The organism is Pseudomonas sp. 1 (assembly GCF_056626735.1).
Genome location: NZ_JBWXMQ010000021.1, coordinates 43,044 through 66,006, shown reverse-complemented (window position 1 = coordinate 66,006; position 22,963 = coordinate 43,044). Strand labels below are relative to the sequence as shown.

General features: G+C 62.1%; 20 protein-coding genes. 15 read left to right on the top strand and 5 right to left on the bottom strand.

The features are described 5' to 3' along the window. Window positions 1-4: 4 nt before the first annotated feature. The 14 genes from AC1MDC_RS25440 to AC1MDC_RS25375 all read left to right on the top strand — a co-directional run bounded on the left by AC1MDC_RS25440 (window position 5) and on the right by AC1MDC_RS25375 (window position 14,667). Window positions 5-1,597, top strand: coding sequence for a GumC family protein (locus AC1MDC_RS25440; protein ID WP_085698618.1), 1,593 nt, complete (start codon window positions 5-7; stop codon window positions 1,595-1,597). Next, on the top strand, window positions 1,594-2,685 hold the full coding sequence (locus tag AC1MDC_RS25435) for a glycosyltransferase family 4 protein (protein ID WP_480393914.1): 1,092 nt from the start codon (window positions 1,594-1,596) through the stop codon (window positions 2,683-2,685). Before AC1MDC_RS25440 ends, AC1MDC_RS25435 begins: the two co-directional genes overlap by 4 nt. Continuing rightward, on the top strand, window positions 2,682-4,052 hold the full coding sequence (locus AC1MDC_RS25430) for an O-antigen ligase family protein (RefSeq protein ID WP_480393913.1): 1,371 nt from the start codon (window positions 2,682-2,684) through the stop codon (window positions 4,050-4,052). The genes AC1MDC_RS25435 and AC1MDC_RS25430 overlap by 4 nt, the downstream gene beginning before the upstream one ends. Further along, window positions 4,049-5,017: a glycosyltransferase gene (locus AC1MDC_RS25425; protein ID WP_480393912.1), complete on the top strand. Its 969-nt coding sequence runs from the start codon at window positions 4,049-4,051 to the stop codon at window positions 5,015-5,017. Before AC1MDC_RS25430 ends, AC1MDC_RS25425 begins: the two co-directional genes overlap by 4 nt. Beyond that, window positions 5,010-6,146: a glycosyltransferase gene (locus AC1MDC_RS25420; RefSeq protein ID WP_480393911.1), complete on the top strand. Its 1,137-nt coding sequence runs from the start codon at window positions 5,010-5,012 to the stop codon at window positions 6,144-6,146. The genes AC1MDC_RS25425 and AC1MDC_RS25420 overlap by 8 nt, the downstream gene beginning before the upstream one ends. 13 nt (window positions 6,147-6,159) lie before the next feature. Continuing rightward, the gene (locus AC1MDC_RS25415; protein ID WP_085704875.1) at window positions 6,160-7,161 is read left to right on the top strand and encodes a polysaccharide deacetylase family protein; all 1,002 of its coding nucleotides are present in this window, start codon (window positions 6,160-6,162) and stop codon (window positions 7,159-7,161) included. Next, window positions 7,158-8,477: a lipopolysaccharide biosynthesis protein gene (locus AC1MDC_RS25410; protein WP_480393910.1), complete on the top strand. Its 1,320-nt coding sequence runs from the start codon at window positions 7,158-7,160 to the stop codon at window positions 8,475-8,477. Before AC1MDC_RS25415 ends, AC1MDC_RS25410 begins: the two co-directional genes overlap by 4 nt. Further along, window positions 8,474-10,393 carry a hypothetical protein gene (locus AC1MDC_RS25405; protein WP_480393909.1) on the top strand — a complete coding sequence of 640 codons (1,920 nt, stop codon included), beginning with the start codon at window positions 8,474-8,476 and terminating at the stop codon, window positions 10,391-10,393. The genes AC1MDC_RS25410 and AC1MDC_RS25405 overlap by 4 nt, the downstream gene beginning before the upstream one ends. Window positions 10,394-10,461: 68 nt before the next feature. Next, on the top strand, window positions 10,462-11,151 hold the full coding sequence (locus AC1MDC_RS25400) for an N-acetyltransferase (RefSeq protein WP_480393908.1): 690 nt from the start codon (window positions 10,462-10,464) through the stop codon (window positions 11,149-11,151). 4 nt (window positions 11,152-11,155) lie between these two features. Next, window positions 11,156-12,343 carry a GNAT family N-acetyltransferase gene (locus AC1MDC_RS25395; RefSeq protein WP_480393907.1) on the top strand — a complete coding sequence of 396 codons (1,188 nt, stop codon included), beginning with the start codon at window positions 11,156-11,158 and terminating at the stop codon, window positions 12,341-12,343. Continuing rightward, entirely contained in the window at window positions 12,315-13,103 is a 789-nt protein-coding gene (locus tag AC1MDC_RS25390) for a ChbG/HpnK family deacetylase (protein WP_085698609.1), read from the top strand. The genes AC1MDC_RS25395 and AC1MDC_RS25390 overlap by 29 nt, the downstream gene beginning before the upstream one ends. Before the next feature lie 118 nt (window positions 13,104-13,221). Further along, the gene (locus tag AC1MDC_RS25385; RefSeq protein ID WP_480393927.1) at window positions 13,222-13,914 is read left to right on the top strand and encodes an N-acetyltransferase family protein; all 693 of its coding nucleotides are present in this window, start codon (window positions 13,222-13,224) and stop codon (window positions 13,912-13,914) included. Between the two features lie 148 nt (window positions 13,915-14,062). Continuing rightward, window positions 14,063-14,356 (top strand): type II toxin-antitoxin system RelE/ParE family toxin, encoded by a 294-nt coding sequence (locus AC1MDC_RS25380; RefSeq protein ID WP_480393906.1) that lies wholly within the window; start codon window positions 14,063-14,065, stop codon window positions 14,354-14,356. 2 nt (window positions 14,357-14,358) lie between these two features. Then, window positions 14,359-14,667 carry an addiction module antidote protein gene (locus AC1MDC_RS25375; RefSeq protein WP_480393905.1) on the top strand — a complete coding sequence of 103 codons (309 nt, stop codon included), beginning with the start codon at window positions 14,359-14,361 and terminating at the stop codon, window positions 14,665-14,667. Window positions 14,668-14,679: 12 nt separating this feature from the next. Here the strand turns inward: AC1MDC_RS25375 and AC1MDC_RS25370 are convergent, their stop codons facing one another. Further along, on the bottom strand, window positions 14,680-15,486 hold the full coding sequence (locus tag AC1MDC_RS25370; RefSeq protein WP_480393904.1) for a class I SAM-dependent methyltransferase: 807 nt from the start codon (window positions 15,484-15,486) through the stop codon (window positions 14,680-14,682). Window positions 15,487-15,649: 163 nt separating this feature from the next. On the opposite strand from AC1MDC_RS25370, the gene AC1MDC_RS25365 reads away from it, so the two are divergent. Further along, window positions 15,650-16,018, top strand: a complete 369-nt coding sequence (locus AC1MDC_RS25365; protein ID WP_480393903.1) for a hypothetical protein — start codon at window positions 15,650-15,652, stop codon at window positions 16,016-16,018. Here AC1MDC_RS25365 and AC1MDC_RS25360 read toward each other — a convergent pair. The 4 genes from AC1MDC_RS25360 to AC1MDC_RS25345 form a co-directional block, all read right to left on the bottom strand. After that, on the bottom strand, window positions 16,009-17,439 hold the full coding sequence (locus AC1MDC_RS25360; RefSeq protein WP_085698606.1) for a sigma-54-dependent transcriptional regulator: 1,431 nt from the start codon (window positions 17,437-17,439) through the stop codon (window positions 16,009-16,011). The genes AC1MDC_RS25365 and AC1MDC_RS25360 overlap by 10 nt on opposite strands. Further along, the gene (locus AC1MDC_RS25355) at window positions 17,408-18,901 is read right to left on the bottom strand and encodes a sensor histidine kinase (protein WP_085698605.1); all 1,494 of its coding nucleotides are present in this window, start codon (window positions 18,899-18,901) and stop codon (window positions 17,408-17,410) included. The genes AC1MDC_RS25360 and AC1MDC_RS25355 overlap by 32 nt, the downstream gene beginning before the upstream one ends. Before the next feature lie 104 nt (window positions 18,902-19,005). Further along, the gene (locus AC1MDC_RS25350) at window positions 19,006-20,076 is read right to left on the bottom strand and encodes an SCO family protein (protein WP_480393902.1); all 1,071 of its coding nucleotides are present in this window, start codon (window positions 20,074-20,076) and stop codon (window positions 19,006-19,008) included. A gap of 17 nt (window positions 20,077-20,093) precedes the next feature. Continuing rightward, window positions 20,094-22,901, bottom strand: a complete 2,808-nt coding sequence (locus AC1MDC_RS25345; RefSeq protein ID WP_480393901.1) for a multicopper oxidase domain-containing protein — start codon at window positions 22,899-22,901, stop codon at window positions 20,094-20,096. Between the last annotated feature and the right edge of the window lie 62 nt (window positions 22,902-22,963).

Genomic DNA, 22,963 nt, shown 5'->3' with positions numbered 1-22,963 from the left:
GACCATGAATCCAAAGGAAAACTACCTGCATGAGTTCTTCAGGATCTTCTTCGCCAACAAGCAACTGGTGAAGCGCGTCTTCCTGATCTTTGCAGTGATCGCCCTGGTGCTGCCGCTGCTGCTCAAACAGAGCTTCGATATCACCGCTCAAGTGATCGTGCAGTCGAAAAAACTTTCACAGGGCGACGCCACCACGTCGCTGACCGTGGACAACGCCACCTTCATCCCGCCGTCGCTGGCGGACATGGAAACCGAGAGCAATATCCTGCGCTCGCCGGCGCTGATCCGTCAGACCATCAGCGAGCTGCGCGACAAGGGCGAATACACTCCGTCGCCGGGCCTGTTCAGCAAATTGGTGGGCGAACCGTTCAAGCGCTACATCAGCTCGCCGCTGCGCCAGTACGTGATCAACCCGGTGCGCAACACCCTCGGGCTTGAAACCGATCCGGTGCGCGACACCGCGCTCGATGCGCTGACCCAGCAAGCCATCGACAGCCTGAAAATCGAGACCCTGCCCGGCTCCAACGTGATCTCGATCGTCTACAGCTTCCCCGATCCGCATCAAGGCACGAACTTCGTCTCTGCCCTGCTGCAAAACTACCTGGTGAGCCGTCAGGCGCTGCAATCGATCGATCTGCCGCAGTCCTTCTACGAAACCAAGAAGCATCTGTATCAGGTGCGCCTCGATGGACTGGAAGGCAATCGTCAGGCGCTGCTGGAAAGCGTTGGCGCGTCGGATCCGAAGGAGGAAATCACCTTCCGCCTCAACGCGATCAACACCGAAGAGCAGGCGCTGAACCTGTACCGCGACCGCCTGCTGCAGAGCCAGCGCTGGCTCGAGTACCTGAAGACCGCGCTGGCCGCCGCCAGCAACAGCAAACTCAACGACTACACCTTCCCCTACACCTTCACCACCACCGTCGACAACGTGGCGTTCGAGGACCGGGAAATCAAACAGATGGGCGAGCAACTGACCACCCAGGTCAGCCGCTACATGAACGATCTGGCGGTGTTCCAGCCCGGCAGCGAACCGATGCTGCTGACCCGCGAACAGATTGCCCGCACCCGTCAGCAGTTCCTCAAAGTGGTGAGTAACCGCATCCAGGAACGCACCAACGACCTGGCGGTGGTCCAGCAAGTAATCGATCAGAAAACCGCGCGCATCGCCGACTTCAAGGCGCGTATCCATGAGTTGCAGCAGACCCAGAGCAAGCTGCGGCAGATGGACACTGAAATCGATGCCCTGCACGCCGCGTTCTCGACCTACGCCCAGCGCTTTGCCGAAAGCAGCACCACCCGCTCGCTGAGCGACGACTTGTCCAACGCCCGGGTGTTGAGCCCGCCGTTCGAGCCGACCGAAGCAGCGTTTCCCAAACCGATGCTGATCATTCCGTTCGGTTTGTTCACCGGCCTGTTGCTGGCGATTGCACTGGTCTACGTGCGTGAGTTCTTCGACCACCGCTTCAAACACCCGGCGCAAATCAGCCACGAACTGGGCCTGCCGGTGCTGCTGGTGATCAACGACCAGAACGCGCAGCCGAGCAATCCGCACAAGAACTGGACCGTGCCAAGCTTCGTGCACTGGGTGCGCAATTGAACACGCCCGCCACCCCGAACGCCGCCCTGCCGATCGTGCATTTGCTCAGCAGCGGCGGGTTTTACGGGGCCGAGCGGATGTTGCTCGATCATTGCCTGGCGACGCCGGGGCAGCACCAGGTGCTGTTCCTCGATGCGCCGCCGGAACTGATCGCGCGCTTTCGCGAAGCCGGCGTCGATGCACAAGGCTGCGCAGGGCTCGCTGCCCTGCTGCGGCACTTGCGTCAGCGGCGCGGTGAACGTCCGTTGATCAACACTCACAATTTCAAAGGCCTGTTGTTCGGCTGGGTCGGCGCCACGCTGTTGCGCCTGCCACTGGTGATCACTCAACACGGCTTCACCCCGCGCAGCCGCAAGCAAAAGTTCTACACCTGGCTGAGCCTGCAACTGTGCCGCACGGCGTCGGTGGATCGGGTGGTGTGCGTCGCCGAAAGCATCGCGCAGTTGCACCGTCAGGCCAGCGTGCGCGCGGAGAAGTTGCAGGTGATTCCTAACGGTCTGCCGGCAGCCGCCGCGCTGCTTTCCGAAGCGCCCCGGCAACGCTGGCTCGCCGGTTACGTCGGGCGTCTGAGCAGTGAAAAAGGCCCGGATCTGTTTCTCGACGCGCTGATTCCGCTGTGTCACCAACACCCGCAACTCGATGCGGTGATGCTCGGCGACGGCCCGGAACGCGAAGGCTTGCAGGCGCGAATCGACGCCGCCGGGTTGCAACAGCGCATCCGCTTGCCGGGTTATCAGACCGACATGCGGCATTGGTGGCAGCAACTCGATGCGCTGGTCATCAGCTCGCGCACCGAAGGCACGCCGATGATTCTGCTGGAAGCGATGCAGGCCGGGGTGCCGGTGGTGGCATTCGGCGTCGGCGGAATTCCCGATGTGCTGGAAAATCGCCACAACGGCTTGCTCGCCGCACCCACTGACAGCGCCGCCCTCGCCCGCCAGCTCGACACGTTGCTGTCCGAGCCAGGCCTGGCACGGCAACTGCGCGACAACGCAAAACGCACGCAACAGGACCGCTACGACCTCAAGGCCCTGGCCGAACACTGGTCGCAGCTGTACATCCGCACGGCACGGGAGGCACGCGCATGATTTTCCCGCTCTCGATTGTCAGTCTGCTGGGCCTGGTCTGCATCGCTCTGCTGGCCAGCCCCTGGCCCTATCTCGCGCCGGGCGCCGTGCTCGGTCTGGTGGGGTTCGCGGTGTTGTACCGCAAACCGACCTGGGGCCTGCTCGGCATTGCCGCCCTGGTACCGTTCGAGGGTTTCTTCAAGGACAGCTCACTGTCCGGCAGCAAACTGATCGGCGCTTCGCTGGCGGTGATCCTGATGCTGCAACTGGCGATGCACCAGATTCCCTCGGATCGTCTGCGCAGCAATATCTGGCGCTTTCTGATCGCCTTCATGACCCTGTACTTTCTGAGCCTGCTCGACACCGATGACATGGGCATGTCGCTGGGCCACCTGCGGGAAATCAGCGTCGGCCTGATCCTGTTTGTCATCACCCTGCTGATCGGCCGCGAGCTGAACCTTGACCTGTTCGCCCGGCTGGTGACCCTGGCCGTCAGCACGACCTGCGCCATGGCCATGTTCTCCACCAAATTCCAGGATCAGGGCCGCGCCGCCGGCCTGCTCGAAGACCCCAACGCCTTCGCCCTGCTGATTGCGTTTGCCATTCCATTGGGGCTGCTGCTGGTGATCCGCAGCCCGAACTTGCTGCATCGGCTGTTCTGGGGCGGTTGCTGCCTGCTGCTGCTCGGCGGCATGACCAAGACCGAATCGCGCTCCGGGCTGGTGGTGCTGGCCTTGAGTCTGGTGATCGGTTGCTGGCACTACCGCGCACAACTGACGCGCATTCGTCCGCGTCACCTGGGCTTTGCCATGCTCGGCGCGGCGATCGTGATTCCGCTGGCGATCTATGCGATGCCTGCCGGTTACATCGCGCGCATCCAGTCGCTCAGCGTATTGAGCGCCGGGGCCAAGGGCCACAACGACGAATCCCTCGGCCGCCGCGCCTCTTATATCGTGGTCGGCAGCCAGATGATTCGCGAGAACCCGCTGCTCGGTTCCGGCCCCGGCACCTTCCCCCTGCACTACGCCACCACCGGCTATGCCAAGGCGTTTTCCGCGAACCGCAAGATCGGCGATCTGTACCGTCGGGCGCACAACACCTACCTGGAAATCTTCAGTGAACTGGGGGTTCCCGCCGGTCTGATGTTCGTCGGCATGCTCGCGCTGGGCCTGTACAACCTGATGCGGGCACGCAAGGAATGGATGCAGCGGCGCAACTGGCAACAGGCGGATCTGATGACCCACCTCGGGGTGAGTTTCCTGTCGCTGACGCTGTTCCTGATGTTCCTCAGCGCGCCGAACCAGAAATACCTGTGGATCATGCTCGCGCTGACCAGCGTCCTGCGCCTGAAAGCCGAGCAGGCGCCGATGACGGAGGCCAAAGCATGAGCCGGATCAGTATTGTCATCCCGATGTTCAACGAGGCGCGGCACATTGGTCGCACCCTGCTGGCCGCGCAGAAAGCCGCCCACGCCGCCGATGTCGAATGCGAGCTGATCGTGGTCGACAACGGCTCCAGCGACGACGGCCCGCAGATCGCCCGGCAGTTCGGCGCCCAGGTGCTGGTAATGCCGGGACTGCTGATCGGCGCGTTGCGCAATCGCGGCACGGCCATTGCCACCGGGGAATGGCTGGCGTTCATCGACGCCGATATCGAGATGCCGGAAGACTGGCTGCGGCCGTTGTTCGACATCGAAGCCAGCGGCCAGGCCGACGTCTTCGGTCTCGATCTGCACACGCCCGCCGCCGCGCCGTGGTACGCCACCGCGTGGCAGCGCCGTACCTTGCGCCCGACCACGCACACCAGCCATGTCGTCGACTGGCTGCCCAGTGCCAACCTGCTGCTGCGCCGGCGCTGGTTCGACAAGGTCGGCGGTTTCAATGAAAACCTGCGCACCGGCGAAGACAAGGAATTCACCCTGCGCCTGCACGAACACGGCGCGCGGCTGCTGTCGATCAATGAAAACGTCGCGCTGCACTGGGGCTATGAAATGAACTGGCGCGAATGGATGGGCAAGGAACTGTGGCGTCAGGGCAGTCATCTGCAATTGCTCCGTACCCACGGTTTCAGCCTGCGCCTGCTGCGGTTTCCGATGCTGTCGATCCTGGTCTGGATTCTCGATTTTCTGGCGATATCCGCCCTGCTCGACGGTTTCCCCCATCACGCCGCGGTCATGGTGATGCTGACGCTGCTTCCGGGGCTGGTACTCAGCGTGCGCCAGAGCCACCGGCAACATGACCTCGGTTTCACCCTGCAACTGTGGGGTCTGCACTGGATGCGCCTGCACCTGGCGGGCGCCGCGTTCATTCTCAGTCTGTGTCATTGGAACGCCAGGAGGCCTGCCCGTGGCTGAATTCATTTTCTGGATGTGCCTGCTGCTGCCGGTGTACGCCTATGTCGGCTATCCACTGCTGCTGACGCTGCTCGCTCCGCTGTTCCCGGCGTGGCGCCACAGCCCGGCACCGCCGCTGAACATCAGCATCGTCATCGCCGCCCACAACGAGGCCCGGCACATCGAACACAAGCTGCGCTCGCTGCTGTCGCAGGACTATCAGCCCGCCTCCCTGCAAATCATTCTGGCCAGCGACGGATCCACCGACGACACCGTGGCCTGCGCGCACAAAGTCGTCGACCCGCGAATCACCGTGCTCGACCTGCCCCGCCAGGGCAAGGCTGCCACGCTGAATGCCGGTACAGCGCTGGCCACGGGCGACATTCTGGTGTTCACCGACGCCGACAACCAATGGTCGCGGGAAACCCTCGGCTACCTGCTGGCGCCCCTGAGCGATCCGCAAGTCGGCGCTTGCGCCGGGCACATGGTGATCCCGGTTACCGGTGGCGGCTTGAGCGTCGGTGACAGCCTGTACCGGCATTACGAGGGCTGGTTGCGCCGGGTCGAGAATCGCACCGGTTGCATGGTCTCCGCCGACGGCGCCCTGCTCGCCCTGCGCCGCGAACTGTTCGAGAACGTACCGGCGGAGGTCAACGACGATTTCTTCATCAGCACCTGCGCGCCGGTGCAATTCAAACGCATCGTCTACGTGCCCGAAGCGCAAGTGATCGACCACGGCGTGGATGAAGCCGACAAGCAGTTTCGCCGTCGCCAGCGGGTCACCGTCGGTGGCCTGCAAAGCCTGGCGCAACGCAGTGAACTGCTCAATCCGTTCAAGCATGGGCTGTATTCGATTGCGTTGATCAGCCACAAGTTGATCCGCCGCCTGGCCCCGATCCTGTTGCTGCCTCTGCTGCTGAGCAATTTATGGCTGTGGGAAGAGCACGGTTTCTATCGCCTCTGCCTGATCGCGCAACTGGTCGGCTACGCCATCGCGATTGCCGGCCTGCTGGATTCGCAACACCGCTTGCCCAAACCGTTTCGCCTTGCGGCATTCCTGCTGGTGACACTGGCGGGCATGAGTATCGGCCTGTGGCAGTTCCTGCGCGGCCAGCGTTACGCCCAGTGGAACCCTGACCAAAACCGTTGAGAGGGACAGCGCCATGGCGATCAAACAACTGATTAAACGCACCAGCGGCTGGCTCTATCTCAACTCGTCCGTGGGACGAAACCAGTTGCACGGCGCCGGCGTGATCCTGATGTTGCACCGGGTGCTGTCCAACGACCGCGCCGCCGACCTGCCGCACCGCAACGAACTGTGCGTCGGGCCCAAGGCCTTCGAACATTTGCTGGTGTGGCTGCGCAGGCATTTCGATTGCGTGCCGCTGATGGAGATCCTGCAGCCCAACGCCTTGCGCACCGAGCGTCCGCAAGTGGCGCTGACCTTCGACGACGGCTGGCGCGACAACGCCGCCAACGCCTTCGCGCTGCTACAGAAACATCAGGTGCCGGCGAGCATTTTTCTCTCCACCGATTTCATCGGCAGCCGACAGCGTTTCTGGTGGGAAAGCATCGGCGAAACCCTGTGGGGCAGCCATGGCGAAAAAGCCCGCACGCACCTGATCGAATGCCTGCGATCGATCGGCCAGCCGTTGCCAGTACTGCTGGACGACATCGACGTGGATCGGCGCAGTCTGACTCTGTTGCATTACCTGCAAGGGCTTAAGGCACTTGACCCGATGATGCTCGAACACCTGACCGACCAGTGCCCGCAAGAGTCGCAACCCCAGGCGCTGGACTGGCATCAGGTGCGTTTGATGGAGTCTTCAGGCCTGGTGCGTTTCGGCCCCCACGGCGCCAGTCACGCCATCCTCACCGGCCTTGACGATGTGCGCCTGGGCGAAGAAATCAGTCGCAGCCGCGATGCCCTGCTCAATGGCTGCAACCGGCCATTGCCGGTGTATTGCTACCCCAACGGTGACAACGACGCACGGGTTCGCGAACAGATTGCCAGTCACGATTACCCGTTCGCGCTCGGCACCGGCAGCGGCATTTATCGTGGCAACAGTGATCCGCTGAACCTGCCGCGCTTCGGCGTCAGCCAGCGCACCGCGCGCAATCCGGAACTGCTGTCGTGGCGGATCTATCGCGGGGCGCGGCCATGAGTCGAGGCAATTACCTCAAGCACCTGGCGCTGAGCATGGGCACCAAACTGGCGATGATCGGCCTGCGTCTGCTGAGGAATGTGCTGCTGGCGCGGATCCTCGGCCCCAGCGAACGGGGCCTGTTCGCCCTGCTCAGCACCCTGCCCGATCTGATCAGCGCGGCCACCAGCGGCGGTCTTAATTCGGCGGTCGGTTATCAGGCGGCCAAGCAACGGCCGATGGGGTTGCTGCTGGCTCAGGTGCTGGTGTTCGGTTGCTTGCTCGCGGGTTTGTTGACCTTGCTGGTGGTGGCGCTGGTGCGCGAGTTCGGCAGCGAACTGGACGTGACCATGCAACTCGGTCTGCTGGCGTGGCTGTTGCTGTTGGCGGTGCCGTTGACCGTACTCAAAAGCGGCTTGCTGACCTTGCACAATGCGTCCGGCGGGGTGGTCGCGTTCAATGCCTTGCGCCTGGTGGAATCGTTGACGCCGCTGCTGCTGTTTCTCGCCCTGTTCTGGATGTGGAAAGAAGCGGCGCTTGAAGCGGCGCTGATCAGTTGGCTGGCCGGCATCAGTCTGGTGGTACTGGTCGGCTGGCTGTGGCTCAAACGCGCGCAGCCGTTGCAGCTGCAATGGGACCGCGCCAGCCAGAACGAACTGCTGCGCTTCAGTGCGCGCAGCCATCCCGATCTGCTGTTCCAGCAGGTGATCCTGCGTTCCGATTACCTGTTCATCGGCGCCCTGCTCGGCAGCACCGCCCTCGGGCATTACGCGATGGCCAGCGCCGCCGCCGAGTTGCTGCTGATCGTCCCGGAAGCGGTAACCACGCCGCTGATGAAACGCCTGCTGCAACAGGACGAAGGCATGGACAAGGTCACCCCGCTGGCCCTGCGCCTGACCGCTACGGTGATGCTCGGTGCCTGCCTGACCATGGCCGTGATCGGCGAATGGCTGATCGTCACCCTGTTCGGCGTCGCCTACCAACCGGCGTATCCGGCGCTGCTGGCGTTGCTGCCGGGACTGCTGGGCCTGTGTTACGCAAGCATCCTGCGCCTGGACCTGATCGGCAAGAATCGCCCCGGCACGGTGTCGTTGATGATGGGGATCGGCGCACTGCTCAACCTTGCGCTGAATCTTTTGCTGATTCCGGCCTACGGCATCGTCGGCGCGGCAGCGGCTTCGTCGATTGCCTATCTGGCGGTGACCGTGGCGATGCTGGTGTTGTACTGCCGGTTGAGCGGCGTGGCGTTCTGGCAAACCCTGATCATTCTGCCCAACGACCTCACGCCGATGTGGCTGATGTTGCAGCGTCGCTTTTTACAGCGGAAATCGGCATGAAAGGCCTGGCCCTGCTGTTCGGTCTCGGCCTGTCGCTGGACGCCTTCGCGGCGTCGATGCGCTGGGGCGACATTCGCGACGGCAGCCTGTACCTGCAAGCCGATCGCCCCGATACGGTAACCGTGCGCTGGGCGCCGGCGTGGCAGGCGCAGGCCAACGAAGAGCACATTTACCTGCTCGACGGCCGGGGCCAATTGCAGGGCGACCGCTTCATAAAAGCCAGCGAAACCCGTGGCAGTCAGAGCTGGCCATTGGCGCCGGGCGCCGCGAGTCATCAGCTGGAAATCCCCGGCTACAGCTTCCGCATATACCGGGTCGAACACGACGAAAACACCGTGGCGCTGTTCGCCCCGGCCAAGGTGCATTTCAGTGCGCAAACCCGTAACGGCGATGAACTGTATTTCAAGGTCGCTGCGGGTGAGCACGCGATATTGGCGGGCAAGTTCCACGGCGGTGTCAGCGGCCTGCAAGCGCAGCGAATCGGCGATGGACAACAGCTGTCGTTGGCACTCAAACCCTATCGCGCCTATTGGCAGTTTGATCAGGTGGCGTTGCCGGTCAGCGAACGCGAACAGGTCTGGCGCCTGCGTCTGCAAGGCAGTGGCAAAGCGGCGTTCTGGCTCGATGGCACGGCCAATCTGTTTGCACAGACCCCGCAACAGCTCAAACCGCTGCGCGAAGACGACGGCCAGACGCGCCTGACCCTGCACGACAAAGTCCTCGGCCGCACCCCGGATCTGGGCATCGCCCTGCCCTACGTGATGCCGCCGCCGGCCAGTCATCCGCTGCTCGATGCGCTGAAACCGACAGCCGCCAGTTACTACAGTTTTGTCGACGTGACGGCGAAAAATCCGCACTTCGAAGATGCGTTTCGCCAGGTCTATCAGGATCGTTTCGGCATTCGTCAGGACATCACCTTGCTCGCCGGCAGCCAACGTCAGGCCGATCTGCGCGCCGACGTGCAAAGCAACAGCGGCCTCGACGCCTGGCTCGCCGGCACCCGTGCGCTGGGCGGTAAAGGCACCCACTACATCGGGTTCGCCGACGAGCCCAACCTGAATTATTCGAGTTACGAGCAATACCGTTCGATCTTCACCAGCATGGCCCGGCAAGTGCGCAGCGATCCGGCCAATGCCCAGGCCGGTGTGCGTATTGCGATGCCGGCCAGTTCGCGATTGGTCAACGGGCCGTTCGCTGACAACGCGGCGAACAAGCGTGGCATCGACTGGGCGCGGCGCCTGCTGAGTGAGTCCGCCGATCAGGTCGATGCGCTGGCCTGGCACGAGTGGATGATTCGCGACCTGCTCGCCACCCGCGTCTACCGCGACAGCGTGCGCCGGGCGGCGGATCTGGTCGGCCTCGACGCCAAGGGTCAGCCGCGCAAGGCCTTGTTGCTGGACCAGACCAATCTGTCCAGCGGCTCAAGCCTGAGCCCCTACGATCAGGAAACCCATTTCACCTCGCTGTGGTGGGCCTCGGTGGTGATCAACGCCTCTCAGGACGGTTTGCTGACCATGCTCAACTGGTTCCAGGCCGCCGATGAGCCGCAATACCCCAAAGGCATGTTGCGGGTGCTGGACGAGGACCGCTTCGAATTGAAACCGGTGGGCCTGGCCCAGCAGTTCATTCAGCAGCACTGGCTGCACAACGTGCTGTGGCTGGAGAACGACGCGTTCGAGGTCGATGTGCTGGCGATGTCTAGCGACGATCAGCGCGGACTGCTCGGCGTGAACAAAGGCACGCGTTTGCAGCGTGTCGATCTGGCGGGTGCGAAATGCCCGTTGAACAACGGCGCGCTGCGTTATTTCGGCGCCGACAACCGCAGTCGCGACGCACCTTTTCGCTGTCAGGACGGTCGCGTGCGCTTCGAGCTGCCCGGGCAGACCCTGTTTGCCCTGAGCTGGAGCGCCTCATGACCGCCCTGTTGATGTCCGGCCGCGCTGGCCCCTGGCCGCGCGATGACTCGCCATCAGGAGCAACGACCATGAATGTTCTGCAAAAAGTCAGCGATCACATCAAACGCAAAGGCCTGCGGGCCACCATGGCCAAGGTGTGGAAGCACTACGTCTTTTCTCATCAGGAACTGCTGTGGATGGAGCGCGATCTGGTCAGTCCGGTGCCGCCCCACAGCCTCAAGCCCTACCCGCCGCTGCGGGTGGTGAAAATCACCCCGGACAACGTCAGCGCCTTCGCCCGCCACTTCGGCGACCGCGTCGGCACCATGGCTGAACTGGCCCGGGAACATCACACCGGGCACATGCATCTGGACGATCAGGGCCATGCGGTGGCCTTCATCTGGGGCACCGCCCGGGACTATTTCGACCGCCACTATTACGGCTGCCTGTTCCCGGTGAAACCCGGTGAATTCTTCGAGTTCGGCGGCGAACTGGCCCGCTCGTATTGGGGCACCGAACTGTCGGTGGACCTGCAACTGCAACTGTGGAAAGCCATGGCCGCCCAGGGCTGCGAAAAGGTTGTGGACGTCTGCGAGTTCCACAACATTCCGGCGCTCAAACTGCACCTGCGCATGGGCTATATCGAACAGGGCCGGATCATGAATGTGTATGAGTTGTTCGGTCGCTGGCGCTTCTATCGCGAAACCCGCTACAGCGGATCGCGTCTGGACGCGCTGCGCAAACCTTCCCGTCCACCTGTCACAGCAACGGCGACCTGAGCCTATGGCGCAATTCGAATGGCGCACCTCGTTGTGCGCACCTGACTTCCCGGCGGCGGCTCATGAAGCGCTGCGCCTGCGGGTGACGGATCACACGCCGTTCAACAGCCTCGACTGGCTGCGTGCGGCAGAGCAGGCGCTCGACGCGCACGAGCGGCTGCATGTATTGCTGGGCTGGGAAGCGGACGAATTGCGCTTGTGCCTGCCGCTGGTGGCGAGCCATGAACGGTTTTTCGGTTTGCCGTTTCGGGTGGTGCACCACCTGGGTTATCCGCTGGCCGATCGTCTGGCGTTGTTATCTCGGCTGAACGTCGAAGACATGCGCCAGGCCTTGCGCCTGATTCGCCAGCGAGTGCCCCACGCCCTGTTGCAACTCAACGAAATCGCCGACCCGGTCGGCGACGAAAGCCTGCTCACCGAATGGATGGCCCACAGCTCCACCGGCGAACGTCGCTTGAGCTGCCGGGTGCCGGTGCACCTGATCAGCGACGCCGATCGCCAGGAAGTCTCCGGCGACCCGCGCTATAAGCTGCGCCGGGCGCGCAAACGGATTGCCGCGTGCGGCGCCGAAGTCCGGCGGATCATTCCTGACGCGACCAGCATGGGCCCGTTGCTGCAGGCCATCAGCGAAGTCGAAGCGGTCAGTTGGAAAGGCGACGAAGGCGTCGGAATCTTTGCCAGCGAGCGCAGCCGCCGCTGCATGGAAAACGCCTTCACCGCCCTCGCCGCTTCGGATCGGGTCCGCGTGGTGATGCTGGAGTTGGACGGACGTTGCATCAGCTATCGGCTCGGCCTGTTCGAACAGGGCCGGCTCTACGACTACAACCTCGCCTTCCTGCCGCAATACGCCGATCTGGGCAGCGGCCGGGTGTTGCTGGAGGAATGGATACGCTGGGGGCTGGACGACAATTGGCGCTGGATCGATGCCTCGCGGGTCAGCCTGGAAAACTCCAGCCATCAACTGCACGAACGCATGACCGGGCAACTGGAACACTGGCGCTGGAGCTTCTATTCGTGGCGCCCGAGCGGTCTGTTGCTCGGGCTGGGGCTGCGCGTCTGGCACCGGCTCAAGCCTGCGCTGCAACAATGGCGGGCGAAGCGTGCGGCGGCCAAAGCGGCGGCCATTGCGACAGCTGTGATCAACCCGACCAAGGAGGGCGAACATGCCTCGCCAAGTCATAGTCAACGCTGACGATTTCGGCCTGAGCCCGAACGAAAACGCGGTGATTCTCGGTGCATTCCAGGCCGGGGTCATCAGTTCCGCCACCGCCATGGCCAACATGCCGGCGTTCGAAGCGGCCTGCGCCTTGGCCCGGCTGCCGCTGCTGGAAGGCCGGATCGGCCTGCACTTCAACCTGACCTACGGCCGCCCCTTGAGCCGGGCGATTCTCGAACGTCGCACTTTCTGCGACAGCCACGGCGTGTTCGACCTCAACCTGCCTCGCCACAGCCTGTGGCTGAGCCGGGAAGATCGCGAGGCGGTGCAGGAAGAATTGCAGGCGCAGTGGCAGCGCTGCGTCGATCACGGGGTGCGTCCCAGCCACCTCGATTCACATCAGCACGTGCACAACATCTGGCCGATCGGCGAGATCGTCGCGCGCTTCGCCGCCCATCAAGGGGTGCCGGTGCGCCTGGCGCGCAACCTGGGGCAAAACCTCAGCCTGCCCAAACGCGTGTTCAAGGGTTTGCTCAACCGTCGGTTGCAAGGTCTGGCCGGGGTTACGGCGGATTACGTCTGCACACCGGTGGACCTGCGCAACGCGCTCGCGCCGACCGACGGTGTGCTGGAAATAGTCGCCCATCCAAACCAGCTCGGGGCGGACTTCGGTGATGCCTATTTGCAACCCGGAGAGTCTCTGAGCCTTGTGCTAGAGCAGCGGCTGGCGGGCGTTCCACGGGTTTCCTATGCCGACTTGAACAGGGATTTCCTACGCGGTGCCGCGGCACTCTGAACGGTTACATAACTTGCAATAAATTCAAAGCTGGCGCTTTGACATGAACTGGCAAGGCTTGATCTATACCCACAAAAGCGACATCCACAACACCCGGGCTTCGGCCACGGAGGGCATCATGAGCGTCATTCAAAAGCTGCGCGAACGTATCAAGCAAAAAGGCCTGAGCCGCACCTTCGGCACGTTGTGGAAACGCTACGTGTTCTTCCATTGGGAACTGTTGTGGATGGAGCGCGACCTGGTCAGCCCGGTACCGCCGCACAAGCTGCGCCCCTACGACGGCCTGCGCAAAGTCGACATCACCGCCGAGAATGCCGGCGCGTTCGCCAAACACTTCGGTGACCGCGTGCAGACCATGGCCGAACTGGCCAACGAGGGCCACACCGGGCACATGTACCTGGACGCCGACGGCCATGCGGTGGCGTTCATCTGGGGCAGCATTCGCGACTACCACGACCGCCACTATTACAGCTGCACCTTCCCGGTCAAACCCGGCGAGTTCTTCGAATTCGGCGGCGAAATGACCCGCGCCTACTTCGGCAGCAGCCTGTCAGTGGACGTCCAGGTCGCCCTCTGGGAAGCCATGGCCGCTCAGGGCTGCCACAAAGTGGTGGATGTCTGCGAAACCCACAATATCCCGGCGCTGAAACTGCACATCCGCATGGGCTACCACGAACAGGGCCGCGTCACCCACGTCTATTGCCTGTTCGGCAAATGGCGGTTCTTCCGCGAAACCCGCTACGCCGGCTCACGCCTGGACCCGCTGCGCAAACCGGGACGGCCGGTGGTGACGGCGGCTGCGCAGGCTTAAAGGTTCACCGCAGCACTGTGGGAGCTATCGGAGACGCTAGCTCCTACATAATCTAAGACTACTTGCCTACACATGGAAACGACACATCCAAGGCCGATACCAGAACCGGCTGACTGCTCTACCGTATCCAAATGGATACAGTCGAGCTATGAACTATTTCGTGCAACAAACATCCGTGTTCGTGAACTGGCATACCTCTATTCGAGATCTCCGTGCCAAGGTTGCTATTGCCCGTCGCATAGAACGTGCATCAGCAGGTAATCTAGGCGACATTAAACCCGTAGGTGATGGTGTGTCGGAAATGCGCGTTGATGTCGGCGCCGGGTATCGGGTCTACTTCACGATGCGTAACGGTGTAGTTATCGTTTTGCTGGCCGGTGGCGACAAATCCTCACAAAGCGCGGATATCAGACGTGCAAAAAACATGGCAAAGGAGGTTTAACCATGAGCCAGACTTTGACAGCTTTTGATATGGCAGCTCTGCTGGAAAGTGATGAAGCCATCAGTGAATACCTATCCCAAGTGTTGGCCGACGGAGACAACGAGGAGTTTCTTCGTGCGATCGGTTATGTCGTCAAGGCGCGGGGCATGACGCAGGTTGCGAAGGATTCGGGCATGGGGCGCGAAAGTCTGTACAAGGCTTTCGCACCAGGAGCCAAGCCTCGCTTCGACACGGTACTTAAAGTCATTCATGCCCTTGGCATCGATCTGTGCGCGCAACCGGGACATGTGCTGAATCACTCCACGTCCTGAAAGCTGCGCTACTCAGCGCTTCACCCCCACCCACGTAAAACACATCGGCATCTGCGCCTCGCGGTTCTGGTACTGGTCATACACGTCTTCCCGGTTCGAGTGCGGGTATTCCTTGAAGTGCGTGATGTTCAGGCCGGCCTCGATGGCAGCGGTAAAGATCTCGCCGAGGCTGTGCACGAACCAGTAGGACTTCGCCGCCGGCTGTTCGACCTTGCCGACGTAGACGATCGGTTTTTCCAGCACGAAAGGTTCTTCGCGGAAATACGAGGTGGCGAGGCGAAACGGGTCTTCGGCCTCGGGGTCGACCATTTCCAGGAATGGGTGGGTTTCGTAGATCACCAGCCGTCCGCCCGGCTTGAGGGTCGAGGCGACGTGGCGGAAGAATTCGCCGATGTCGGGCATCCAGCCAAAGACGCCGATGGTGATCAGCGCGACGTCGAAACGGGCGCGCAGCGCTTCAGGCAAATGATGAATATCGGCTTCGATGAATTCGGCATTGTGCGGCGAACGCTTGTTCAGTTCGCGGGCCTGTTCGAGAAACGCGCTCGACTGATCGATACCGACCACGCTCCGTGCGCCGAGGGCGAACAGTGACAGGCTCTCGCGGCCGTTGTTGCAACACAGCTGAACGACGTCTTTGCCATCGACACCGACCTGCTCGAGCAAGCCGCGAAGGGTGTCGTCGAGGCAGGAAAAGTCAGCCTGCGTGACTTCGGTCAGCAAGGCCTGCCAGTCGGGCGAATCCTGATGATGACGGGCGGAATCATTCCACGCCTGACGATTGCTCTCGACGGCATTTTTATTGTTTGGCACTTCCATGGCGCACTCCGGGCGATGCTCACAATCGAGCGGCCCGAGTCTAGTTCAGCCTCGCGCTACAGGTTGTTGCGAACTTGTAAGCCGACAACACTTGCACCAACGCCTGCATCACGGACAGCTATAGTTAATAGCCTTGGGGAAATCCGCTTCCACAGGTGCTGCCATGGGAATGTTCAGTCGATTGCTGCTGTCCGTTTGTCTACTCGCCGCCACCCAGGCTCAGGCGCTGGACAGCAACTTCAATTACTACGGTTCCGACCAGCCTTTCGCCCACCCCACTCCGCCGTCGCTGTCCGCTCAGCCACCCCGGCCGTTCGATGACACGCCGCCGCAGGATTTCATCGTCATCCCGGATCGTCACGTGTTCCATGACTCGCAACTGCCCACAGTGGCCGATGCGACGGTGCGGGTGTTCATCCGCACCTACGATGCCGAGCGCGGTATTTACGTCAACGACGAAGTGCTGGACCCGACGTGCGTGCTCGAATGCCTGAGCCCGCCGAATCCACGCAGCAACGCCGTTTACCACTGACGCTTGTCCGGACGGGCCAGGCCGAGTTTTTCGATGCGGTAGCGCAGCATGTCGCGGCTCAGGCCCAACAGGCGCGCCGATTTGGTGACGTTCCAGTCGGTCTTGTCGAGCATCTTGCGCACCATGTCGCGTTCGACTTCCGGCAGGTTCATCGACTCGGTGTTGCTCGCCGGACGTGGTTCGAAATGCTGCACTTCGTGCTGATGCTGCGGTGGCAGGTCATCGCACAGACTCATGCAGACATTCAGTTGATGCGCGGCGATGGTGTCGTTCGGCGCCAGCAACACGGTCTGTTCGAGCATGTTGCGCAATTCGCGCACATTGCCCGGCCAGGTGTAACTGAGCAGCAGTTGCTCGGCCTGATCGCTGAAGTGCAGGTTCGGTTTGCCGTAGCGCTTGCCGTGGCTGGCGAGGAAGTGCCGGGCCAGCAGCAGGATGTCTTCGCCACGGGCATACAGACGCGGCACCTTGATCGAGATGATCCGCAAACGGAAAAACAGATCACGGCGAAACTTGCCCTGCTGGACCATCTGCTCAAGGTTGCAATTGGTGGCGCTGATCACCCGCAGGTTGACCTTGCGCTCCTTCACCGAGCCGACCCGGCGGATGGTCCGATCCTCGAGCAGTTTGAGCAGCTTGGCCTGCAACAGCAGGTCCATTTCGCCGATCTCGTCAAGGAACAAGGTGCCGCCGTCCGCCGCTTCCACCAGTCCGACCCGGCGATCCTTGGCGTCGGTGAATGCGCCTTTCTCGTGGCCGAACAGTTCTGACTCCACCAGGTTGGACGGAATCGACGCACAGTTGAATTCAACGAACGGGCCTTTGCTGCGCGGACCGTCGAAGTGCAGCGCGCGGGCTACCAGTTCCTTGCCGGTTCCGGTTTCGCCTTCCACCAGTACCGGCGGCAGGTCGGTGTTGGCCATGCGCCGCTCGGCGTCGAGCAACTGGCCGATGGTGTTTTTCAGGTACTGCATCGGCGACGACTCGCCGATCAGCGCCTGCACGCCGGATTTCTGAGCTTCGCGCTCCTGGTAGAACGACAGCGTGCGCTCCATCCGTTCGGTGGCCAGGGCCTTGTCCAGCAGCAGTTTGAGTTCCGGCAGCGCGACCGGTTTGGTGACGTAATGAAAGGCGCCCTCCTTCATGGCGACCACCGCGTCTTCGACGTTGCCGTAACCGGTCATCATGATCACTTTCAGTTCCGGCGCGCTGATGCGCAGCTTCTGGATCAGATCGTGACCGCTCATGCCCGGCAGCGAGTTGTCGGTCAGGACGATGTCCGGCATGAAACTTTCCAGCTGCGTCAGCGCGTCCTCGGCCGAGTGGCAGACCGTCACCTCGAAGTCTTTGCGCTCCAGGTAGGTCTGAATATTCTCGGCCAGCAGTTCGTCATCCTCGACCAGCAGAATGCTGTGTTCCATATTCCCCTCCCGATGCCACTCTAAAGTTGAGACTGACGCGGGTTCCTTCCTGCTCCCGGCTGGTCAGCACGACCGAACCCTGAAACCGCTCCATGATTCTTTTGACCAGCGCCAGGCCGACCCCGAGGCCGCCCTGTTTGGTGGTGAAAAACGGTTTGAACACCAGTTGTTGCTGCTGCGCGCTCATGCCTCTGCCGGTGTCGCTCAGGGTCATGCGCACATGACCGGTGTGCGGTGTTTCAATCTCGACACTCAGTACGCCCCCCTTGGGCATCGCTTCCAGGGCGTTGGCAAACAGGCTATTGAGAATTTGCGTCAGCAGCACCTTTTGGCTGATGACCGGCGGGCAATCTTGTGGCGTGAATCGCACTTCGACGCCATTGCGCCGGATCAACGCGTCAAACGCCCCCAGGGTGTCCTCGACCGCCGCCAGCAGTTCCACCGCCTCGCCGTCGTCACTCATCGGACGCAACGACACCAACAGCTCGCGCACCCAGCGCGACATGCGGTCGACCTGGCTGATGATGTCGCCGATATTGCGCTGCGCACCGGGGCTGGCGACTTCCTGGGCCAGTTCGGCGCTGGAGCGAATGGTCGCCAGCGGATTGCGCAAACTGTGGGCCACCGCCGAGGACATCTCGCCCAGGGCGACAAAGGTTTCGTTACTGATCAGTTGCCGTTGCTGGCTCTGCAGCAGGGTCGAGGCGCGCCGCACGATCCAGAACAGCCCCAGGTAAATCACCGCGCCGCCGAGGAGGGTCGCGGCCCAGATCGAAGCGAACCCTCGATCGATGCGGTCCACCAGATCCGCCGGTTCCTTGTAGATTTCCACCATGGCGACCACTTTGCTTTTGTCGGCGTTGAACATCGGAATGTAGTTTTCGATGAACAGGTATTTCGGTTCCCGCGACAGCCGCTGCTCGGGTTTTTCATCGTCGATCTTGTGATAGCTGGAAGACACCGGGACTTTCATCTCGAACGACTCATCCAGTTCGTCGTCGTCTTCAAACTTGACGTTGATCAGCTCGGGGTTGGTCGACCAGATGACCGTGCGGTCCAGGGCATACACCGTGGCCAGCAACACGTCGGGCAAGTGTTCGACATGATCGAGAAACTCCGCGCGGGCCGCGGCATGGGCCAATTGATCGACGTCGGGGTAATTCTGATCCTGGCGCGGGTCGAGCATTTCGCCCATGGTCCGTTGCGGCGTGATGTTGGCGTGGCGCATTTCCGCATCGCCGATGGCCTGCACGAACTGCGCGGTGAGCAGTGCATCGCGCTCCACGCTTTCGGTAACCACGAAGCGCGTGGAGATATAACCCAGCCCCAGCGCCACGGCCGCGATGATGAAAAAACTGGCCAGCGAGAACCAGCGCAGCAGGTTGAACTGTCTGCCCCAACTCTTGATGGCTGCCAACGCCACGTTCGGCGCTGCTGTTTTTTGTTCTTCCAGTCGCTGCATGGGAATGCCCTGGCGTTTTTGTGTCGAGCCCGTTACAGCCGCCTTCTCGAATGAGTGTAGGTGGCAATGACCGTGGCATACGGTTCAATGATGCTATTTAGCCGCTACTGCATACGACTCACCGCTTCGCTGGCAGAGCCCGGTTTTACTGGCGTCAACGCCCCGTCGGCCAAGGGTTGCACGGACGGATGCTGACGCTCGGTTTCGGCACTCAGAAAGTCGATGATCGACTGCGCCGAAGCCTCGTCCAGACGCAGATTCGGCATCGGGATGCGCTCGTATTGCTCGAACAGTTGCAGTGCGATCGGGTCTTTCTCCGCCAGCACGCGATCCGGTTCGCGGATCCAGCGATTGAGCCAGGCCGGGTCACGCTGGCGGGTCACGCCGATCAGGTCCGGGCCGATGTTGCGCATGCCGATGCCCTCGCCGTCCTGCGGGCCGAGGCTGTGACACGAAGCGCAACGGGTGCGGAACAGTTCTTCGCCATTGCTCGGCGGACGGATCTGCGGGGCGTCGGCATAGCTTTCTTCAGTGCTGGCCTGTTTCCAGTTCTGCAAGGTATTGGCGAGCTGATCGGCGAGGATCCACGGGTTCTCGAACGGCGAGGCTTTCATCCAGCGCCCGGTGCTCTGGTTGCCGACAATCAGGCTCAGGTTGTGATCCTTGGTGCGGCCGTTGTCGACGCCTTCGATGAACAGCCCGAGCTTCTTGCGCAGCTCAGTGACGTCTTCGAATTCACCCGTGAGGAATTTCCAGCCAGGAGCGACCTTGAAGCGTTGCGAATAAGCCTTGAGCACTTGGGGGGTGTCGCTCAGCGGATCGATGGTGATCGAGTAGAAGAAAATGTCTTTGCCGACCCGGTCCCCCAGCAGCTTCTGCACCTGGCGCAGGCGCGCGGTTTCCAGCGGGCAGGAGTCGCTGCACGAGGTGAAGATGAAGTTGATCACCACCACTTTGTCTTTGATCAGGTCATCGAAAAAACGCACCTGCCGACCGTCCTGATCGGTCAGCAGGGTGTTGGGGAAATAGTCGCCACCCCACGGGGTGGCGGATTCACTGGCGCCGTCGGGCTGCGCCTGATGGGCGATGAGCACCTGACTGCCAAGCAGGCAGGTGACCAGCACCAGAATCAGGTGCATGCCCAGGGCGCGGGAGCGCGGCGTTGGCTGGGTCATGTCGGCTCCCTCCCTGCTCATGGTTTCACGGTCACTTGCGGGCCGAAGCCGTCGCCGGTGCGGAAGGTCGGCAGCGCGGCGGAGTTGACGTAGCGCACGCCATCCCAGCTCGGCAGCGGCGTCGGCATCAACTGCAGTTGCCCGGGTTTTTCCAGGTCCCAGCGCAGCAGCATCGAGTTGTCCTCATGCTGGGTGTTGTGACAGTGCTCCATGTAGGTCCCGGCAAACTCGCGGAAGTTGATCGCCATCTCGACGTTATCCAGCCCGTCGGCTTCCGAACCGATCCGGTAGACGTCCTTGCGGGCCCATTTTTCCCACTCAGGCGGAGCCTTGCCGCCACGGCTGAGGATGATGCCTTCCTCGAAGTGCACGTGCACCGGATGGCTCCAGCCCTTGCCGCCGGCCTTGATACTCCACACCTCCAGGGTGCCGATACCGCTGACCCCGGCGTCGGTCGGGCCGCTGGCCAGTTTGGTCGAGGCATTCAACCGGCGCGGGTCCATGTGAAAGCCGAAACCGCCATCGGTCTTGATCGTCCACGGCGCTTCGTCGGTGCCGTCGGCGCGACCGAAGATGAAGGTCCGGTGCAGTGCCCTGGCGAGCAAGGCCTTGTCGGCAGCGTTGTCGCGGTGGATCTTCAGCGGAATCATTACCATGCCTTCGGCCTTGCCCGGTTTGGCCGGCTCGTAGGCCGCCGGGTCCATGGCCAGGTCCTGACCGGTGTAGGCCTTGACGTTGAGTTGCAGGACTTTGCCCACCACCGGGTCACCCCTGTCCCACTGCGGCCCCTTGCTGGTCTGCTTGATCACCGGCAGGTATTTCTCCGAGAGCACGTCGGCCAGCGGGATCACTTCTTTCGGACCTTTGCCGTCGTCCTGGGCCTGCAGGTTGACGAAGAACAGCTTGTCACCCGGCTTGATGCCGTTTTTCGCGAAGTTGACGATGATGTCGAACCGCTCGGCGATGCCCTGGGTCGGCAGAATCGCATTGTGGTTCTGTTTGTCGCCGTCGGCATCGAGGTCCATCGACCCGTCGAACGGCACGCTGTGTTCCATGATGTTGCCGTCGTTGGCGATCATGTGGAACGGCACACGGCTGTACGACACACCGGCGTTTTTCGGCCCCGGGAATTCGCCGCCGTTGCCTTTGACTTCACGCACCAGCGCGAACTTGAAGTAGCGCGATACCGAACCGTTGAGGATGCGGAAGCGATAGCTGCGCGCCCTCACATCGAGGGTCGGTTTCCATTGCCAGTTGACCAGCACCTGGTCGCCGATGAAGCCATCGGTGTTGAACGGGTTGAACCACAACTGACCTTGCTGATCCCAGGCCTTGTCGGCGAACACCAGGTTGACGTCGTAGTCGCGGTTGCCCCACGGCAACGCGCTACCGCTGGGGAAACGCAGGTTGACGCCGTCGTTCACCGATTCGTTGCCGCGATCCAGGGCGCTGTAGTAGTTCATCATCGCCGCGTTGCCCTTGTAGACGTTCTGCGCGGTGAAATCGAGCATGTGGTCGTGGAACCAGTGGGTGCTCATGGTTTCGCGCCAGTCGCCACGAATCTTGATGGTGCCGTGGTCGCAGGTCTTTTTCGCAGGCTGCACGTCGTTGACCCACAGGGTTTCCCCCGGCGCGCACGGGAATGCCGCGCGTGGGTCTTCAGCCTTGGTGTTGATGCTGTCGTAACCGGCGAGCTGGATCGGCCAGCGATAGTCGTAGTACTGGCCGGGAAAGAAGAACGCGTTGGCATAACCATCGCTTTCCGCCGGCGCGTGGCCGTTATGCTCGTGGGTGGTGATGGTGTGCAGACCGAAACCGCGGTTGGCGGAAGGGTCGATCGGCAAGCCGTTGTAGTGACGCATCAGCACCGGTTGGCCGTAGCGCACCATCAACAGTTTCGGTGGCAGCGTGCCGTCAAAGGTCCACACCGAATTGTGGTCCTGCACCGGCATCGCCGGATGGAAGCGCGCATCGACACCCTTGGCCGTGCCATCGGTCGCAGGCACCCCCGCGACGTTATGGTACAGACCACCGGGGCCGAACTCGCCAACCGCATAACCGTGCATTTGCCGACTGTCACGCAGGCCGCCGTTCAGCCGCGCACCGGTCTGCACGGTCTTGTAGGCGACTTGCGGGTAGAACTCGTTCCAGCGCTGGTGGGCCCAGCCTTTTCCCGGTGGCCGGCCTTCGGCAGAAGAGCCGATATGACGGTTGAGGAACAGTTCGATCTGCGCCTGCCACGGGTTGCGGTCAACCACGTTGGCAAACTGGCTCGGGAATGGCGTGAGCCCCGGCTGACGCAAAAACGCGTCCAGCGCGGTGCCGGGAGGCGCACTGCGGGCGATGTTGTTCGGGTCCTGCGCCGGTGCCGGGCCGATGGCCGCTGACGGGAAACTCAAGGGCGCTGCCGGTGTGGTGGGGTCGAGTTTTTCCGGTCCGAATTCTTCGAACAGCACCAGTTGCTGAGTGAACGGCTGGGCACCGTACAGCGGGCTCGGCTTGCCGTTGGTGGGGTAATTGAAACTGGTCTGGACGGCGGGCGGCAGGATGTTTTCCGTGCGCGTCGTGTTGCGCGTGCCTTTGACCCCGTCGGGCAGATCGAAGGAGTCTTCGTTGGCCTCGGGCATCGTCAGGATGGCGTTGAGTGCCGCCGGTTCATCGGCCGGCTCGTCGTAGTACGCCGACGGGTCGGACGCTTCCGGCTGGTTTTCGTCGTCGATCGGACTCGCTCGAACCCCGGACATATTGCCGAGGGTCAACATCAGAACGACGCTCAGTGGCGTCAACAGGAATAGCTTTTTGGGGTCACGCGTTGTTCTGTCCATCACCAACCGCCTCATCTAAGGAAGGGGTGATGATGTTTTGCAATTACCTCGCCAAAAAATCT

Excerpts from the sequence above, each read along its gene's own strand:
- AC1MDC_RS25405 (WP_480393909.1), top strand. The coding sequence starts at position 8,474 with ATGAAAGGCCTGGCCCTGCTGTTCGGTCTCGGCCTGTCGCTGGACGCC.
- AC1MDC_RS25385 (WP_480393927.1), top strand. The coding sequence starts at position 13,222 with ATGAGCGTCATTCAAAAGCTGCGCGAACGTATCAAGCAAAAAGGCCTG.
- AC1MDC_RS25365 (WP_480393903.1), top strand. The coding sequence starts at position 15,650 with ATGGGAATGTTCAGTCGATTGCTGCTGTCCGTTTGTCTACTCGCCGCC.
- AC1MDC_RS25400 (WP_480393908.1), top strand. The coding sequence starts at position 10,462 with ATGAATGTTCTGCAAAAAGTCAGCGATCACATCAAACGCAAAGGCCTG.
- AC1MDC_RS25395 (WP_480393907.1), top strand. The coding sequence starts at position 11,156 with ATGGCGCAATTCGAATGGCGCACCTCGTTGTGCGCACCTGACTTCCCG.
- AC1MDC_RS25410 (WP_480393910.1), top strand. The coding sequence starts at position 7,158 with ATGAGTCGAGGCAATTACCTCAAGCACCTGGCGCTGAGCATGGGCACC.
- AC1MDC_RS25430 (WP_480393913.1), top strand. The coding sequence starts at position 2,682 with ATGATTTTCCCGCTCTCGATTGTCAGTCTGCTGGGCCTGGTCTGCATC.
- AC1MDC_RS25440 (WP_085698618.1), top strand. The coding sequence starts at position 5 with ATGAATCCAAAGGAAAACTACCTGCATGAGTTCTTCAGGATCTTCTTC.
- AC1MDC_RS25350 (WP_480393902.1), bottom strand. The coding sequence starts at position 20,076 with ATGACCCAGCCAACGCCGCGCTCCCGCGCCCTGGGCATGCACCTGATT.
- AC1MDC_RS25355 (WP_085698605.1), bottom strand. The coding sequence starts at position 18,901 with ATGCAGCGACTGGAAGAACAAAAAACAGCAGCGCCGAACGTGGCGTTG.
- AC1MDC_RS25380 (WP_480393906.1), top strand. The coding sequence starts at position 14,063 with ATGAACTATTTCGTGCAACAAACATCCGTGTTCGTGAACTGGCATACC.
- AC1MDC_RS25375 (WP_480393905.1), top strand. The coding sequence starts at position 14,359 with ATGAGCCAGACTTTGACAGCTTTTGATATGGCAGCTCTGCTGGAAAGT.
- AC1MDC_RS25345 (WP_480393901.1), bottom strand. The coding sequence starts at position 22,901 with ATGGACAGAACAACGCGTGACCCCAAAAAGCTATTCCTGTTGACGCCA.
- AC1MDC_RS25360 (WP_085698606.1), bottom strand. The coding sequence starts at position 17,439 with ATGGAACACAGCATTCTGCTGGTCGAGGATGACGAACTGCTGGCCGAG.
- AC1MDC_RS25425 (WP_480393912.1), top strand. The coding sequence starts at position 4,049 with ATGAGCCGGATCAGTATTGTCATCCCGATGTTCAACGAGGCGCGGCAC.
- AC1MDC_RS25370 (WP_480393904.1), bottom strand. The coding sequence starts at position 15,486 with ATGGAAGTGCCAAACAATAAAAATGCCGTCGAGAGCAATCGTCAGGCG.
- AC1MDC_RS25390 (WP_085698609.1), top strand. The coding sequence starts at position 12,315 with ATGCCTCGCCAAGTCATAGTCAACGCTGACGATTTCGGCCTGAGCCCG.
- AC1MDC_RS25415 (WP_085704875.1), top strand. The coding sequence starts at position 6,160 with ATGGCGATCAAACAACTGATTAAACGCACCAGCGGCTGGCTCTATCTC.